Origin of the sequence: Lachnospira eligens, from assembly GCF_009680455.1 — a bacterium.
Lineage (GTDB): Bacteria > Bacillota > Clostridia > Lachnospirales > Lachnospiraceae > Lachnospira > Lachnospira eligens_A.
Genome location: NZ_WKRD01000003.1, coordinates 137334 through 155055, shown reverse-complemented (window position 1 = coordinate 155055; position 17722 = coordinate 137334). Strand labels below are relative to the sequence as shown.

The following is a 17722-nucleotide window of genomic DNA, read 5'->3' as shown; positions in this document are numbered from 1 at the left end:
ACTGCTACATATTGCTCTTCATGAATTCTTCAATCTTAGCTGCTGCAGCCTCTTCATCTTCACCTTCTACAGTAATTGTAACTTCATTTCCACATTTTACTGCAAGTGCCATAACACCGAAGATTTTCTTGCAGTCTCCTGACTTGCCATCCTTAATAATTGTAATCTTACTGCTAAATTCCTTAGCAGCCTTTACAAGCTCTCCTGCTGGACGAGCATGTATGCCTTCTGCATCTGTAATAACGTACTTAAATTCCTTCATAATTAAAAACCACCTTTCTTAGGCTGCTTTCTTCTTAAAGAGCCCTAAACATATTGTTGAGATGATAGTTCCTGCCACAAGTGCAATCACATAATATATTGCATTGCCTACTACAGGGAATACGAAAATGCCGCCATGTGGTGCCATTAAAGTACATTTGAAAAACATACTGACAGCACCTGCTGCACCTGAACCTATGATACATGCTGGTATTACATGTAAAGGATCTGCTGCCGCATATGGTATTGCACCTTCTGTTATAAATGCAAGTCCCATAATAAAGTTAGTTGGACCAGCATCTCTTTCTTCCTTAGTAAACTTATTCTTAAAAAGTATTGTTGCAAGAGCAATCGCACATGGTGGAACCATACCACCTATCATTACTGCTGCCATTATATCATAATTACCTGCTGCAATGGAAGCAGTTCCAAAAACATATGCTGCTTTATTGAACGGACCACCCATATCAATTGCCATCATGGCTGCAAGTATGAATCCAAGAAGAACCCTGCTTGTACTTCCCATTCCTGCAAGGAAGCTGTTAAGTCCTGTGTTAATCCCACCCATTACAGGCTCTACAATAAATGTCATTCCAAGTCCTATTACCAGAATACCCACTACCGGATATATAAGTACAGGTGCTATCTTTTCCAATGCCTCTGGTAACTTATCACATATCTTTCTTAAAAGAACTATAATATATCCTGCTGCAAAACCTGCTACCAGAGCGCCTAAGAATCCAGACTTTCCATTAGCTGCGATATAACCACCAACAAAACCAAGTGCAAGTGCCGGTCTGTCACCAATGGCCATTGCAATAAATCCTGCCAGAACAGGGAGCATGAAGCCAAATGCTGCTCCACCGATAGACTTAAACAGTGCCGCAACAGGTGTTATCGTACCAAAGTTGCTTCGTTCTGCCTCTGACAGTGCATTCATATCAACATTAAGTCCATCAATAAGAAATGCTATGGCAATCAGAATACCTCCGCCTACAACGAAAGGTAACATATGTGATACACCATTCATAAGCTGTGTATATATCTTATGTCCAATTCCGCCGCCTTTCTTTGCTGATGTGCTTTCCTTCTTTTCAGAAGTTCCTGCCTTATATACAGGTGCATCTCCTGCAAGAGCTTTCTTTAAAAGTTCATCTGCTTTATTAATTCCATCTGAAACCTGACACTCAATTACTTTCTTTCCATCAAATCTCTCCATTGGAACCTGTGCATCTGCCGCAACAATAATACACTCTGCCGATTCAATATCTGCATCTGTCAGTACATTCTTAGCTCCGCCAGAACCTCTTGTCTCAATCTTAATTGCACATCCAGCCTTAGCTGCTGCCTTCTCAAGTCCTTCTGCTGCCATGTAAGTATGTGCAATACCTGTAGGGCAGGAAGTAACTGCAAGAATCTTAGCCGGCTTATTGTCTTCCTTTTCAAGTCTTTCATCTATACTCTTGGCTTCTTCGTCAGCCCCATCTATGATTTCAATGAATTCCTCAGGGCTTCCAGCTTTCATAAGCTTTGCTACGAAATCCTCATCCATAAGAAGCACTGATAACTTACTTAATACATCAAGATGTACGTTATCCTTAGTATCCGGCGCTGCAATAAGGAAAAGAACCTTTACCGGCTCATCATCAAGCGATTCAAAATCAACTCCATCCTTAATAATCATTGCTGCAAGTCCTGGTGCATTAACAGCACTGCATTTGCCATGAGGAATTGCTATTCCTTCTCCTACACCTGTTGTACTTTCTTCTTCTCTTGCATATACTTTAGCCCTGTAGCTTTCAATATCATCAATCTTTCCGCTCTTTGCCATAAGTTCTACAGCCATATCAAGAGCCTCACTCTTTGTCTTAGGAGCAGCATTAAGATTAATGCTTCTCTTATCAAGTAAATCTGTAATTCTCATAAAATACCTCCTTTACATTATCTCTTGCAGGTAACCTCTACCCGCTTTAATACCTCTGAAATCTCTCTTTTTGTTGCAAGATTTTCTGAAAATGCACTGGCACTTCCTGTTGCAACGCCCATTCTGAATGCATCTTCATAATTACATGTCTGAAGATATCCCGCCATAAATCCTGCAACCATTGAATCACCTGCACCTACTGAATTCTTAAGCTCGCCCTTTGGTGCATCTGCTTCATATACGTTTCCATGTTCATCAATAAGAACTGCGCCTTTTCCACCCATCGATATAAGCACATTGACAGCTCCCATATCCTTCAGCTTCCTTGCATATGGAATAACCTCTTCCTTAGATTCAAGCTTAACACCAAATATATCTCCAAGTTCATGCTGATTAGGCTTGATAAGAAATGGGTGATATTCAAGGACATTAAGTAAAAGCCTGCTTGTCGCATCAACTATAATCTTAACATCTCTTCCCTGTAGTCTTCCCATTATTCTTCTGTATATATCGTCTGATATACATGAGGGAATACTTCCTGCAAGCACAAGAACATCTCCACTTGAAAGTCTGTCAATCTTACTTACAAGAGAATGGAGATTATCTTCTGATATCTGAGGTCCCATTCCGTTAATCTCTGTTCCATCTATGTTCTTAATCTTCATGTTTATTCTTGAAAAACCATTATCAACCTGAATAAAATCTGTATTAATGCCATACTCTGATACCATGTCACATATCTGTTTTCCGGTAAACCCGGCTACAAAACCAAATGCTGTTGTATCAAATTCAAGATTATTAAGAACTATTGAAACATTAATTCCTTTACCCCCTGGAAGCATATGCTCATATGATGTTCTGTTCGTCATCCCCAGTTCAAAACTCTTAACTTCCACTATATAATCCAGTGACGGATTAAATGTTACTGTATATACCATTGTCTCTCCTTTCTGGCTTCACGACCTTTTTGTTATAATTATAATACAATCGCATTCGTTCAAAATCAATCACATTCATTCACAAACTTTTAGATTATTTTTGTGCATTTTTCACAAATTATCATCAAAATATTTTCTCTAAATATGCATTGTGTATCAACTTCATAACTTTCAGTATCGGTCAAAAACAAAAAAATATGCCAGAACTTCAGACTCAGCCAAAGTTCCGGCATATTAGTATTATATATTATTATATTAATGTTTTCCCTTAAGAAGTGGTGATAATGGCTTATATATAAGCATTGATATTCCTACATCTATAAGACCTTTAACTATTGTAAAAGGAAGATTAAAGCATATCAGACACTGCATGATTGATTTCATGATGGAATTATAGCCTGATACAGACTTAATATTACCACCTCTGGCATTGCCAGTTTATAATACACAGGATACACTATTAAATAATTCGAGAACACACTGAATACACCCATTGCCATGGCACCGCATAAACCGCCAAGCAATGCTCCTGTCTTAGACTTTTTCTTCTTATAAACAATTCCTGCTGTAAACACGAATACGGAACCGAGTATAAAGTTAGAAAGTTCGCCAACAAGCATACTCTGTGAAGCTGCCAGATGTACAACATTCTTAATGAGACATATTATAATGCCTGCCACTGGTCCGAGTGCATAAGCACCAAGTAACGCCGGAAGATCCGAAAAATCAAACTTAATAAATCCTGGCATAATAGGAATCGGTATCTCCAGATACATAAGAACTACTGCTACTGCTGAAAGCATACCCGTCACCGCTATCGTTCTCACATTATTCTTAGTATTAACATTACTCATTGCTTTTATTCTCCCTTATATTCTGTAATATTATTCTGCCTCCTTAAGGTGCATCTTTTTTGATGCATGCTCCATAGCTTCAACAAGAGTTCTCATATCACTAAGTATCTGTGTAGTTCTTTCTTCACCAAGTTCAGCAATAACATTACCATAATATTCTCTGTTATTGTCCTCTCTTTTTTTCAAGAAATCCCTTCCGGCATCAGTGAATACGAGATATGTACCATCTGTTCCTTTGCCATCATGTTTCCATAAAGCATAGCCCATATCCTTAAGACTGCTTGCGATTGCCGATGTCTGTGGAATTGATATTCTCATAAATGAAGACAAATCCTTAAGATATGTCTTATCCTTGCCATCAATACAATCTTTCTCCATTACCTTGAGCGCAATATAATCTGCCAGCTCAAGACCATTGTAAAAATTCTTTCTTCTCTCCTTATCCATCAGGAACCTCTGAAATATAAGTTCTGTAGATAATTCGAAGCTTTCAAAACTATTGTTCATGCCCCTATCTCCTCTCTGTTTTAAAATAATGATTCGATAGATTTATATTATCAGAAAAATCCTTATATGTCTGTATAACAATCATAAACAATTGTAAAAAAGTTATAAACTATGGATTACAGCATTCCGCTGCCGTATATCCCGCTCCAATAAGTTCTTCTCTTTCTGCATAAGAATATATCTTATTCTTAGTTCCAATTCTTGATGCCTTTTCGCATTCCGGTTTATGAAATGTCATTGTTTTACTGTTAAGAATATAATTGAAATCCATTGATGAATCCTTCATCTGTGCAGCCATATCTAGGAATTCTCCTGTATATTCAGACTCTCCTGTTGAATATATGTAATTAATACCCGGCTGTACATTATATAAAAATATATTAAAGCATATTCCTTCTCCACTGTCCTCTACAGAATAAGCCTCCATAAGAACCCCCCGGCACATAAGTTCTTCACCAACAAATACCGGAGTAGTCCTGTACATAACGTGATTAGAAGTTTTCTCAAGATATCTTGCAATCTTTACCACATATGCATTCATATAGTTCTTCATATATGGAGTTGCTGTTATATAATTCTTCTTATCAGTATCAGAACCTCCAAAGCACCATGCAATGCTCTGCGCTCTGCTCTGGCAGTATCCATCTCCCGCAATACTGTCATACTTGATATTATTCCATCCTGTAGGACAGATACTTTTTGATTCACCTTTCTTATCATCTTCAGATGGCATTGAATCATAATCTAAACATGCCATCGCAGAAGTAACCCTTTTGATACTGTCAAGCGGTCCATATTTTATATATGAATCCTTAACTATCTCAGAGCTTGTAAAATACGGCTTATTATCATTAACTACAACATATGGATTATCTCCATTATATGCCGGAATATCCTCATAGGAAAACTGTATACTGTTTGAATTAACATTATTAGCAGACACATTTGCAAAAAGTTTATATCCGCCAAACACAATCAACACAAGTAATATTATCCCTATTATTTTCTTTCTCATTTCGTATCACCCTTCTTCATTCCTGGTATCTGTGCCAGAATAACCGCTGTAAACACAAGTACACACCCCATTATCTCTTTTGGTTTTAACAATTCCCCAAGTACAATCCATCCGGCAAGCACTGCAAACACTGATTCAAGACTCATGACAATAGATGCCACCGAAGGCTGTGCATATTTCTGTCCAACCATCTGAAGTGTATATGCTATACCGCCTGACAATACACCTGCATAAAGTATCGGAATAAGCGCAGCTTTAATTCCTGCAAATGTAACATTTTCCGTAAATATCATAGCAAATGTTGAAATAATTGCAATAGCCATAAATTGTATACAGGACATTTTCATGCTGTCAGCACTTGAAAATTTATCAATAACCAGAATGTGTATTGTAAAGCATATTGCTCCCAGGAACACAAGGACATCTCCAAGATATATTCCTGATACACCACCAGACATACATAAAAGATACATTCCGGCAACGCATCCTGCAACAGAAACGCCGGTTATCCAGTGCATTTTCTTACCCATAAAAACCGAAACTACCGAAACCATAACAACATAAGTTGCTGTAATAAAGCCCGACCTTCCTGATGCCGCGACCCCTTGTGGATATACACTTATTCCATACTGCTGGAAAGTCATCGCTGCAAAGAGAACAATTCCACATATTATGCCTGCACCCAGTGGCCATGTCTGTAAACGGCTTCCATTCTCTGTACTAATCACTTTCCCTGAATTATTTCTTTTATCCAATACATTTTTAATTATAATTACGACTGCCAGAAATAGTGCTCCGACTATAGACCTTGCAGCATTAAATGTAAATGTTCCCACTGCTCCTGCACCACTTGTCTGTGCAACAAATGCCGTTCCCCAGATAAATGCAACAAGAAGCAGTATCAGGCTTCCCTTTATATTATTCATTGCTCTTACCCTTATTAATATATTTGATACCTGTAAATGCACCTATAAGAATAACTAAACCTATAATAAGAGGAACAACAGGATTCTGTACAAATCCTGCAATAACATATGTCACACAAGAAATAACTGCAACTACAATTACATATGGAAGCTGTGTAGACACATGATTCATATGATTACACTGTGCTCCTGCCGAAGCCATAATTGTCGTGTCAGATATTGGTGAACAATGGTCTCCACAGACAGCTCCAGCCATACATGCTGAGATTGATATAATCATCATTGTATGGTTCGTTCCTGAAAATGTATTTACAACAATAGGAATAAGAATTCCAAATGTTCCCCACGATGTTCCTGTTGCAAAAGCAAGGAATACCGCAACCAGAAATATAACTGCTGGCAGAATATTTAACCAGCCGCCCGATACTCCTTTTACAAGTCCGGCAACAAACTCCTTAGCGCCCAGACTGTCTGTCATTGCTTTGAGTGTCCATGCAAATGTAAGAATAAGGATTGCTGGTACCATTGCCTTGAATCCTTCCGGTATGCATGAGCATGATTCATTGAATGAAAGTACCCTTCTTACTGCATAGAACACAATTGTTATTATAAGTGCAAAGAAACTTCCAAGCATAAGTCCTACCGAAGCATCACTTCCTGAAAATGCATCAACAAAACCTACTCCCTTGAAAAAATCTCCTGAATATAGCATTCCAATTATGCAGCAAACTATAAGTGTAATAATTGGAAACAGCAGATCTAACACTCTTCCGCGTCCCTTAATTACATCTTCTGTTGCGTTAGCATATGGCCTGTCAGGAGTTGTATACAAGTCTCCCTTAGCTGCATTTGCTTCATGAACTGCCATTGAACCAAAGTCAACCTTTAACGCTACAATAAGAATCATTGCTGCAATAGTAAATAACGCATAATAATTGTAAGGAATAGCCTTAATAAATATTCCAAAACCATCTTCGCCCTCAACAAAACCTGTTACCGCTGCTGCCCATGAAGATATAGGCGCAATAATACAGATTGGTGCCGCTGTTGCATCAATAAGATATGCAAGCTTTGCTCTCGAAACATTATGCTTGTCTGTTACTGGACGCATAACGCTTCCAACAGTAAGACAGTTAAAATAATCATCAATAAATATAAGAATTCCAAGAAGCACCGTAACAAGCTGTGCTCCAACTCTTGTCTTAATATGTCTTCCAGCCCATTCTCCAAATGCTGCAGAACCACCTGCTTTATTCATCATGCACACCATGATTCCCAGTACAACAAGGAACACCAGAATTCCTACATTGTAAGGATCTGACAATACTCCTACAAGACCATCTTCAAATATATGAAGAACTGATTTTTCAAAACTGAACCCGCTCTGGAATATATTTCCATAGAACAGTCCTCCTATTACAATTCCTACAAAAAGTGAACTGTAAACCTCTTTAGTAATTAATGCTAATATAATAGCAACCAGCGGTGGTATAAGTGCCCAGAAGGTTGCATACAGATTAGGTACATACTGAATAACTTCTTCCATTGTATCTCTCCTTAATAAATGTATATCCTACACTAATTGTGTATTCTGCTTTCACTGCAAGTAAAATATATAACCTGATAATTCTTTGCAATCTCGTCGAGAAGCTTCATAGCCCCCTTAATATTATTATCATCAAGATTGACAAATGGGTCATCAAATATAAGAAATGGTTTCTCTTCTTTATACATTGCCTCAACAAGCGCCATTCGCATGCATACGCCAACCAGATCCTGCTTTCCTGCACTAAGATATCCAATATCTCTTGGCATATTCTGCTCCATGACAGTAAGCTTTGTATCTGCATCAAGATTGTATGCATCAGGCTCACATCCGGTAAGTATAGTATAATACTTCCTAAAGCCCGACATAACAGGTCCCATATATTCAGAAGTAAAAGACTGCTTTGAATCCTCCATAATCTGTTTTGTAAGCTTCAGCAATCTCTCTTTATTCTTTTCGCTTTCCTGAATATCTGTAAGCCGGTTAAGTTCCTGCCTGCAGTTTTCACACTCATCAGCCTGAATCTGAAGATTCTCTAACTGCTTATTGCACTGAGATATCTGTTGTGCATATTCTTCAATCATGTTGTCAATCCGTGTCATATCTGACGCTATCTCTTCCAGTGAAATCTTATCAGCATCATTTTGTGCCGCAAACATACTGATATCATTCTCTGACTCAAAATCAGCTTTAATCATCATTGCATTATCATACTCACTTTTAGCACAATAATATCCATCAAGCTTTTTGTCAAGGTTTCTAAGTGTTTCTCCAATACTTTCCTCGCCATTAAAGCTTTTAATATATTTTTCCAGAAAGCATTTAATACCTGACATATTCTGCTCGTACTGGTTTCTATAGATATCTTGTTTAGACATTTCTTGATTAATTCTTTTATAGTCAGCAATGTCATTTCTTATGCGTTCAATTGCCAGACTATAATTATTACCATTAGCGGCACAGTTATACCGTTTCAGAAATACATCCAGCCTGTTCTCAAGCTGTTTTATCTGTTCAGATAATTCGTTGTCCTGACCAGCCGCCCGTTTCTCAAGTTCACGATAATCTTCTATATCATGACATAAACCCGAAAGCTCCCATGCAATATTATCTCTGCTAAATGTAATCTCATATTCTTCACAGAACTGCCTTACAACATTCTCCGTTCCGCTGATAAAATTCTTATCATCATTAATATCCGCTTCAATTGCCTTAATCTTATTATCAGATTCAGCACTTATATTCATAAATTCACTATCATGCTGTTTCTTCTTCACAGTTCCAATCACTGAAAATACTACTGCCATACACAAGCCGACAATAATCATGGCAATTCCAACTTCCATTACAGGCACAACAAGCACACCGCCTATTACAGCCATTACGATTCCTGCTATAATTCCAGGCACACATGAATTTTTATATAACTTAGCTCTTTCAAGTCTTGCTTGTTCATTCTCTCTTGCAAGATCCAGCTTCATTTCCTTGCCAACAATAGAATTCTGCTTGTTCTGTGCTGAAATCCAGATATCATGAATCTTCCCGACTTTGTTTTCATCGGGAATTCCTCTTGCAAACCTTTTCTTATACCCTTCAAGCTTTTCCAGTTCATCATCAGACAAACGGTTCTTCGCAGCAGCTTCTTTAAGTTCATCTAATTGTCTGGCAGTATTCTGCCATTCATCAATAGTTTCACTATCAGGAACCCCCTGTTCAAACATACCTCTAAGTTGTTCAAGCCTTTTACTGTCATCATCATCAATGTGTGTGAATTTTCCACTTAATCTTCCTGCTTCATCAAAGATTTCAATCTGCTTGTGCACATCTTCCTTTTCAGGCAGTTCCCCATTAAAGTAATGTTCATATTGTTCAAATGCATTCTTCTTATTATTACATTCCTTATCAAGCAGCTGATACTTCTCTTTCAATGCCTGTATATCCTTCTGCACACTTAAATGCTTCTGCTGTTCCTGCATTTTCTTTCTGTCAGCTCTAAGTTCTTCTCTCTTAACACACAGATTATCTCTTATATCTGTCTGCTCTTCAATAATTCTGTCTGTCTGTGAATAATTGTTAATCCTGGCAGCAAGCTCTGTTATTCTTGATTTCCTCTTAGATATAGATCCTGTAGACCTCGTACTTGTTATATTATTAAGCACCGCGGTCAGTCTTCCCACAGCAGTTTCAAAATTATTAATATCATCTGTATTATCTGCAAGATTTCCAATCTTGGCATTTATGCTGTCAGTAGTTGACGTAACACAATCACTCTGACCTATAAACACAGTTCTCTCAAAAGACTGTGCATCTATCTTGAACAATTCTTCTCCAATATCACACGAAAAATCATCACATTCAACATTAGTGTCTTTTCTTACAAGCAGGAATTCATCATCCGCCTGCTTTTTTCCAAAGGTTCTTCTAAGTGAATAAACCACTCCACCAGTTTCAAATACTATCTCACCACCATAAACACCCTTCTGCCACGGCATAAGACGATTTCTTTCCTTATCGACTAATTTCTTCTTGCTTTCATTCTTAAATCCATAAAACATAACACGGATAAATGATGCAAGTGTACTCTTTCCCCAGCCATTATCCTCACATATCGTATTACATTCACCAGAGAAATCATATGTAACATTATTCAGTTTTCCAAAATTTTCGATTGTACAACTGATAAGTTTCATCAGACTATCTCCTCCCCCTGCAATGCCTGTAATCCATATCGTATAATTACAGCTTTATCTTGTTCATTGATATCGTCTCTCCCCATAACATTTCTAATAAACTCTCCCTTAAGTGAAACATCATGCTCATAAGACATATAATCAACTCTATAAGCGGTGCAGTCCTTTATCTTAAATGCATAAAACCTGTTCTCAAACTGCTTACACAGATAGTCCGTATCTTTCTCACATTCAACATCCAATTCACCTGTAAGTTCAAGCTTAACCAGACTATCTTTCGTAAAACCTGCATTATTAAGAAAACTGCTTAATTTCTGTTCAATTTCAAATGTGCTTTCACACCCTGTAACATCAACCTGTGCAACATAAATATTTCTTCTTGCAAATGGAACAAAATATGTATCAGAACTTCCAGAAGTTTCATCAATATCAAGTACTACAAAGCCATGCTCTCCAGCCTCATCAAAGCCCCTTCCCTCAAGACATCCCGGATAACAATACACTCCTCTGGCATCCAGCCTGTCACTTGAATATTCATGCACATGTCCAAGTGCAAGATAATCAATTCCACGGCTTCTTAAATCCTTAAGACTTATTATCTGTGCGTTATTCTTAGAAACATGAGAAGCCTCCTGCCCATGCAGTACAACAATATTATAATTGCCTGCATTGAGAGAAAGGCTTCCATATATCTTACCAACATTATCACTGTCAAGCTCCACGCCGGTAATAACAATATTCTTTGTAATACTGCCATTATTGATTATACCGGCGTTATAACTTGTCCATTCTTTTCCAAACATACGAAGATTAGCAGGAATCTCATCCAGATACGACACAAAGCTTCCATTGTCATGATTACCCTGCAGATAATAAAATGTAATACCTGGATTGTTAATTATTATATTATATACTTCTTTCTTTGCTCCGACTGATATGTTCCTTGTATCAAACAAATCCCCCGCAATTATAATAACCCCGATACACTCCTTCACAGCATATCCGACCATATCCTTAAAAGATGCCAGCAGCTCACTCCTGCGTTCTCTTGCCTTATCTTTATCAAGATTAGCCGTCATTGCTGAATCCAGATGAATATCTGCACAATGCAAAATCTTCATATCTTCTCAACCTCAACTAATACATACTAATTAATATGTAGAATACGCTCCTTCAACATGAACACTCTCTGTTGTTTCATTCTGGATATATATTCTGTATGATCCGCTCATTGTCAGCTCAAATACGTGTGAATCATTGCCATTGGCAATAATATATCTTTTCGAACCATCAGGCTGTATAATTCCTGCTCTGACACTATGAAATGGTTCCACCGAAAATACACTTAAAACTATCCTCTGTCCAGAAGATGCATGAAAGCTTGATGTTGACCTCCTTACCCCGGCATACACATCCCATGAGATTGTACCATTTGAAGCGCATGGCATTATTTCATCAGGATTAACATCTTCTTCATACATGTCTGTAACAGCTGAATCTTCATAATCAGCAGCCTCATAATATTCTGTTTCTAATACCTGTATCTCTCTTTTTTCATCAGCAGTTACCTCCGCAACCTTAACTGATGTTTCAGTTACGGTTGTAGCTGCTCCCGCCACCATAACAGAACTCATAGCAACAAATAAAGTCAGTATAGCTGCTGCAACAGCCATTGGTCTTTTCTTAACATTATAACTCTTCATAACATGCTCCATTCTTTCTCTTAAACTGCTTTTATTTTCATACAGACTTGCAGACAGCATGTCATAAAGATTATTATTTCTCACAGCAAGATTAAATATTGTTTCATAATATTCATGTAGTCCATTCTCTGACATACATACAGAATAGTCACATGCATACTCAGCATATTTAATAAATCTTCTGTAAAAAATCCATATAACCGGATTAAAGAAATTAAGTATACTTGCCACCGCAAGAAGATATCTGAACCATATATCATTATGAACCACATGTGTAAGTTCATGTGCAAATACAACTCTCATCTCTTTCTCAGAAAAATGATCTGCATTAACAACAACACACGGTCTGTGTATTCCTGTCACGTATGCAGTAGTTGTTCTGTATGACTGCCTTAATGTAATTTTACATTTTCCAAGTCCCATCTGTTCTTTTATCTCATAGAAAATCCTGTTCATCTCCTTATTACAGGCAAATGATTCTTTCCTTATTGATAAAATTCTAAATCTCTTAAACACATAAATCATTATTGCAACAGCCAGACCTGTTATCCACACAATAGCAACAGCTCTTGTCACATTAATAATAAGCGGTGATGTATCAAATGCGTAACCATTCCACACGAACCTTAAGCGGTCAATCATTCTTATCGCGTAATACATTACCGGAATTATCCAGAACAATACAACAACTTTTCCAAGTCTGTATGACATATTAAGATATCCTGTCTTATCAAGTAAATATGAAGTTATAAGCCATGCAACAGTAAGTACGCTACCTGTAAATGTAGTTATGACAATCATGTAAAACAAATCTGTCCATAGCATAATCTGCTGCACTCCTAAGTTAAATATATTAATCCGACATATAAATAAATATATCACATTTTTATATAAAAACATAGAACTTCTTTGTATAAAATGGTATACTTAATTCATATTTATTGTTCGTATTAATCATATACACAGAAGGGAGTATTTATGCAATATAATGTGAAAAAATGGGGGCTTCTCCCCGATGGTACAATGTGTCATATTATTCAACTTTCATATAATGACATATCGCTTTATGTTTCAGACTATGGTGCAACATTTCAGTCAATGTTCGTGACTGATTCATCCGGTACACAACACGACATAATCCTTGGTTATGATACCCCGGAAGAATATTATTATGACCAGCAGAACTTCGGTGGGACAATGGGACGATTCGCCAACAGAATTGCAGGGGCATGCATAACTCTTAATGGTAAAGACTGGCATCTTCCTGCCAACGAAGGTAATAACACTCTTCACAGCGGACACGGCTTCAACAAATGTATGTGGCAGTATGATGTTAATCCTGAGGCTCTCATCCTCACACTTAACAGCCCGCATCTTGAGAATGGATTCCCTGGAAATCTTAAAGTTACCCAGACAATTACTATTACTGACAGGAATTCAATACTTGTGCATTATGACGCAGTATCAGATATGGATACAGTATGTAGCTTCACCAATCATAGTTACTTTAATTTTTCCGGAGTAAAGAATGTCTGTAATTATATAGTATCTGTAGGAGCAGATTGCTACACCCCTGTAGACAGCAGCAATATCCCCACAGGTGACATTCTGCCTGTTGAAGGAACAATGTATGATTTCCGTAATCCAAGAAGAGTTGGAACAGATTATATTGATATCAATTACGTTCTCTCTGATGCATATGAATATGCCGCTAAAGTAACCGACCCAGAAGCAGGCATAAGCATGTCTGTAAAGACCAGTTTCCCAGGATTGCAGCTGTATAACGGTAATTATATAGGTAACTGTACCGGTAAATACAATATGCCATACAACGATCAGCATGGCATATGTTTTGAACCTCAGTTTTTCCCTGACTCAATGCATCATAATAACTTTCCGTCCCCTGTTCTTAAAGCCGGAGAGCATCTTGACAGATATATAGAATACATTTTCTAAACAGAAACTGCATTACCAAAGCGCACGACGCAAAAAAAGAACCGCCCCTGAAATCAGGGCGGTTCTTTTTAATCTAAAAGCATATCTAACCTTTAACACCACCAAGTGTAACTCCTCTTACAATGAACTTTGAAAGACAGATATATACTATAATTACCGGAACAATAGCAAATGCTATCATCATATATACCTGACCCATATCAAACTTCAGGAAATCTGCACTACGAAGCTGTGCTATTAACAAAGGAAGTGTTTTCTTACTTGCCTTGTTAATAAGGAGTGAAGGTATAAAATAATTATTCCATGATGATACGAAAGTAAATATCAACTGAACAGCCAGAGCTGGTTTCATAAGAGGCAGAACAATCTGGTTAAATATTCTAAATTCTCTTGCGCCATCAATTCTTGCCGCCTCTATAAGTTCCATTGGAAGCACACTGTCCATATACTGCTTAATAAAGAAGAATACTACAGGCGCTGCGATTGAAGGAACAATAAGAGGTATATATGAATTCAGAAGTTTCCAGTCTCCGATCATCTTAACAAATCCAAGTGCTGACACCTGTGTTGGCACCATCATTACAAGAAGAATGAATGTAAATGCAAACTTCTTTAGCCTAAAGTTATATGCATGAATAGCAAATGCTGTAAGTGCTGAGAAATACACCGACAGAACTGCTGAGCATGCCGCAACAAACAAACTGTTAAACATACCCTTAATAACCGGAATATTCTCATTAGCAAGAACATTCTTCATGTTGACTATAAACGACTTTCCTGGAAGGAACGAGAATCCTTTCTGGATATCAGGGTGTGATCTTGTTGTATTAATAATAAGTACATAGAATGAGAAAAGGCACAAAAATGTTATAAGAATAAGTACAATATAACATAACACTCTCTCTGTTGTAAGTATTATCCTGTCTTTCACTCCAGCATTAGCGCCTTTAATATCAGCACTTGCAGAGGCTTTACCTGAATTACTCATATTACTTCGCCTCCTTTGCTTTTTTCTTCTTAGCTTTTCTAATTCCTGCTGCTTCCATATCCTTTGTTATATAATTAAATACAAATATACTAAGTACTGCTGTTACAATAAACAGAATAACTGAAAGCGCACCTGCCATGCCATAATTCTTACTATAAAGATGCTTGTTAAGATACATGATAACCGTCATACTTGTTCTATCCGGATTACCATTACCATTCGTAAGAATCTGAGGAACATCAAACATCTGGATACCACCAATCAATGATGTAATAAGTGTGTATGCCAGAATAGGCTTAATAAGCGGAAGTGTAATCTTTCCAAATATCTGTCTTGAATTAGCACCATCAATTCTTGCTGCTTCAAAAAGACAAGGGTCAACGCCCATGATGGCAGCCATAAGAATAATTGTTGTATTACCAAACCACATAAGGAAGTTCATAAGAGCAATCAGTCCTCTCGCTCCTGCTACCTCCGCAAGGAATCTATATGTAGGCAATCCCATACTGTTAAGCATGTTATTGATTGGACCCTGATCTGCAAATATTGCGTAGAATAACATGGCAAATGCAGATGCCATAATCAAATTAGGCATATAGATTATAGTTTTGAAAAATCCTGTACATTTTAATCTTAATCTAAGATCTGTAAACCATGACGCCAGAAGCAATGATATAAGAATCTGGGGAATAAATCCCATCAGCCACATTATCATTGTATTCTTCAGATAGAGCAATGTATCACCGTTAAACAGTATGGCCTTGTAATTGTCAAATCCAACGAACTTAGGTCCGACCTGCATAAGTCCAACCATATAGTTCTCAAAAAAACTATTATAAAATGTAGATATCAGTGGTATTAATGAAAACACAATATATACTGCAAAGAACGGTATAAGAAATATGTATCCCCATTTTGCATAGCTTACAAACTTTTTCTTCTTTTTATTCATACATATCTCCATTCCTGCCATATAAAAAGGCACAGCCATATAACATACTTATTATAATGACTGTGCCTTAATGACTAGCAATTACTAATTACTTTGAAAGGTTTGGATATTTCTCAATAGCTGCTTTATAGAAGTTATCAAGAGCCTTATCCTTAGTTACATTGCCATCGAAGTAATCCTTCATAGCCTTCTGGAATTCTTCGTTAAGACCCTGGTCATAAGAAGAAATATTCTTCATGCTGATCTTAGGAGCTGACTTAGCAAATAACTTGATATGATTCTGACCGCCAAGGAAATCTGACTTGAAGTTACTGCTAGCGATTTCATTCATACCTGATGCTGTATTAGTGTAATCCTGAGTATCTTCTGTAATCTTCTTCATTGTAGCCTTATCACAGCAAAGTGTCTTCATAACATCTTTTACAATGTTAGCGTTATCTGTTCCTGCTGCTGCACAGATCCATGTACCACCCCAGTAGTAGCTCTGTGGACCTTCACATACTGCATAGTCGCCGTAGATACCGTTGCCAACTTCTTCCTTACCACCTTCCTTAACAGGTGTAGCAAGTGAGTTACCTAAAAGTGTAAAGTTAATTCCCCATGTTGAGTAGAAGAATCCGAATACCTTACCAGAAGGTCCCTGATCTGCTGCCCATGTTGAATCCCAAAGAGATGACTTATTATTATAGCCCTTATCTGTATATTTCTTAGTCTGATCAACCCACTTCATAATGTTATCATCAATAACAATCTTGTTATTAGAATCAACCCAAGGAGCTGATACATTATTAGAGAATACTCTGTATGAATCATCATAACCTGAAAGCATCTTGTAACCCTTAGCAGCAGCCTGTTCAGCTACCTTATCAAACTTATCCCAAGTTGAAAGTGCTTCCTGAACCTTATCCGGATCATCTGTTCCAAGAACATCCTTAGCAATAGAACGTCTGTAAGCAAAGAGTCCTGGAGTTGCCTGCCATGTTGTAGCCTTAAGTTTTCCTTTGCTGTCAGTTGCGATATCCTTTGTGTACTGATACATGTCCTTAAGATCATCATCTGTAAGACCTACATCTTTTACATCAAGTGTGTAATCACTGTTAACATACTTTAAAGCATAATCAGCTTCGATAAGGAACATATCAATCTTATCATCTGCTGCTGCATCCTTCTGCTTTAATAATGCAGCATCAAGAGCATTCTGATAAGCGTTGTTTTCGTTAGGAGTAATTACCCAGTTTACCTTAACATCTGAAGGAACATTCTTATAATATCCTTCAAATCTGCTCTTAAACTCATCGTTCCAGCAGTAAATGTTAAGTACCTTACCCTGTTCCTCAGGCTTAGTATTAACTGTTGCCGAACCACCATCCTTTGATCCACAACCTGCTAATGTGGAAAGCACCATCATTGTACCAAGTGCCAGACTTAATAATCTCTTTTTCATAAAAAACCCTCCATAAAT

Annotated in this window: 14 protein-coding genes and 1 pseudogene; 1 reads left to right on the top strand and 14 read right to left on the bottom strand. The window is 37.4% G+C overall.

Translation table 11 applies throughout. From position 1 onward, the window contains the following. Positions 1-4: 4 nt before the first annotated feature. The 11 genes and pseudogenes from GKE48_RS04720 to GKE48_RS04670 all read right to left on the bottom strand — a co-directional run bounded on the left by GKE48_RS04720 (position 5) and on the right by GKE48_RS04670 (position 13189). Positions 5-262: an HPr family phosphocarrier protein gene (locus tag GKE48_RS04720; RefSeq protein WP_022097911.1), complete on the bottom strand. Its 258-nt coding sequence runs from the start codon at positions 260-262 to the stop codon at positions 5-7. 18 nt (positions 263-280) lie between these two features. Further along, positions 281-2185: a PTS fructose transporter subunit IIABC gene (locus GKE48_RS04715; protein WP_154300553.1), complete on the bottom strand. Its 1905-nt coding sequence runs from the start codon at positions 2183-2185 to the stop codon at positions 281-283. 17 nt (positions 2186-2202) lie between these two features. Continuing rightward, positions 2203-3123 (bottom strand): 1-phosphofructokinase, encoded by a 921-nt coding sequence (gene pfkB / locus GKE48_RS04710; protein WP_055288018.1) that lies wholly within the window; start codon positions 3121-3123, stop codon positions 2203-2205. Between the two features lie 255 nt (positions 3124-3378). After that, positions 3379-3977: pseudogene (locus tag GKE48_RS04705) on the bottom strand (ECF transporter S component). Positions 3978-4007: 30 nt separating this feature from the next. Further along, the gene (locus GKE48_RS04700; RefSeq protein WP_012740791.1) at positions 4008-4484 is read right to left on the bottom strand and encodes a hypothetical protein; all 477 of its coding nucleotides are present in this window, start codon (positions 4482-4484) and stop codon (positions 4008-4010) included. A gap of 109 nt (positions 4485-4593) precedes the next feature. Then, on the bottom strand, positions 4594-5499 hold the full coding sequence (locus GKE48_RS04695; RefSeq protein ID WP_154300552.1) for a DNA/RNA non-specific endonuclease: 906 nt from the start codon (positions 5497-5499) through the stop codon (positions 4594-4596). Further along, entirely contained in the window at positions 5496-6425 is a 930-nt protein-coding gene (locus tag GKE48_RS04690; protein WP_022097906.1) for a DMT family transporter, read from the bottom strand. The genes GKE48_RS04695 and GKE48_RS04690 overlap by 4 nt, the downstream gene beginning before the upstream one ends. Further along, positions 6418-7971: a Na+/H+ antiporter NhaC family protein gene (locus GKE48_RS04685; RefSeq protein ID WP_022097905.1), complete on the bottom strand. Its 1554-nt coding sequence runs from the start codon at positions 7969-7971 to the stop codon at positions 6418-6420. Before GKE48_RS04685 ends, GKE48_RS04690 begins: the two co-directional genes overlap by 8 nt. A 32-nt stretch (positions 7972-8003) precedes the next feature. Then, complete coding sequence (locus GKE48_RS04680) at positions 8004-10661, bottom strand: AAA family ATPase (RefSeq protein WP_154300551.1); 2658 nt, start codon at positions 10659-10661, stop codon at positions 8004-8006. Then, positions 10661-11782, bottom strand: coding sequence for a metallophosphoesterase family protein (locus GKE48_RS04675; RefSeq protein WP_154300550.1), 1122 nt, complete (start codon positions 11780-11782; stop codon positions 10661-10663). Before GKE48_RS04675 ends, GKE48_RS04680 begins: the two co-directional genes overlap by 1 nt. Before the next feature lie 30 nt (positions 11783-11812). After that, positions 11813-13189 (bottom strand): M56 family metallopeptidase, encoded by a 1377-nt coding sequence (locus GKE48_RS04670; protein ID WP_154300549.1) that lies wholly within the window; start codon positions 13187-13189, stop codon positions 11813-11815. A 153-nt stretch (positions 13190-13342) separates the two neighbouring features. Here GKE48_RS04670 and GKE48_RS04665 point away from each other — a divergent pair, with 153 nt between their 5' ends. Then, the gene (locus tag GKE48_RS04665) at positions 13343-14320 is read left to right on the top strand and encodes an aldose epimerase family protein (RefSeq protein ID WP_154300548.1); all 978 of its coding nucleotides are present in this window, start codon (positions 13343-13345) and stop codon (positions 14318-14320) included. A gap of 85 nt (positions 14321-14405) precedes the next feature. Here the strand turns inward: GKE48_RS04665 and GKE48_RS04660 are convergent, their stop codons facing one another. The 3 genes from GKE48_RS04660 to GKE48_RS04650 all read right to left on the bottom strand — a co-directional run bounded on the left by GKE48_RS04660 (position 14406) and on the right by GKE48_RS04650 (position 17704). Then, positions 14406-15308, bottom strand: coding sequence for a carbohydrate ABC transporter permease (locus tag GKE48_RS04660; RefSeq protein ID WP_154300547.1), 903 nt, complete (start codon positions 15306-15308; stop codon positions 14406-14408). A 1-nt stretch (position 15309) separates the two neighbouring features. Then, positions 15310-16260 carry a carbohydrate ABC transporter permease gene (locus tag GKE48_RS04655; RefSeq protein WP_022097899.1) on the bottom strand — a complete coding sequence of 317 codons (951 nt, stop codon included), beginning with the start codon at positions 16258-16260 and terminating at the stop codon, positions 15310-15312. A gap of 88 nt (positions 16261-16348) precedes the next feature. Next, positions 16349-17704, bottom strand: a complete 1356-nt coding sequence (locus GKE48_RS04650) for an ABC transporter substrate-binding protein (RefSeq protein ID WP_154300546.1) — start codon at positions 17702-17704, stop codon at positions 16349-16351. Positions 17705-17722 lie beyond the last annotated feature (18 nt).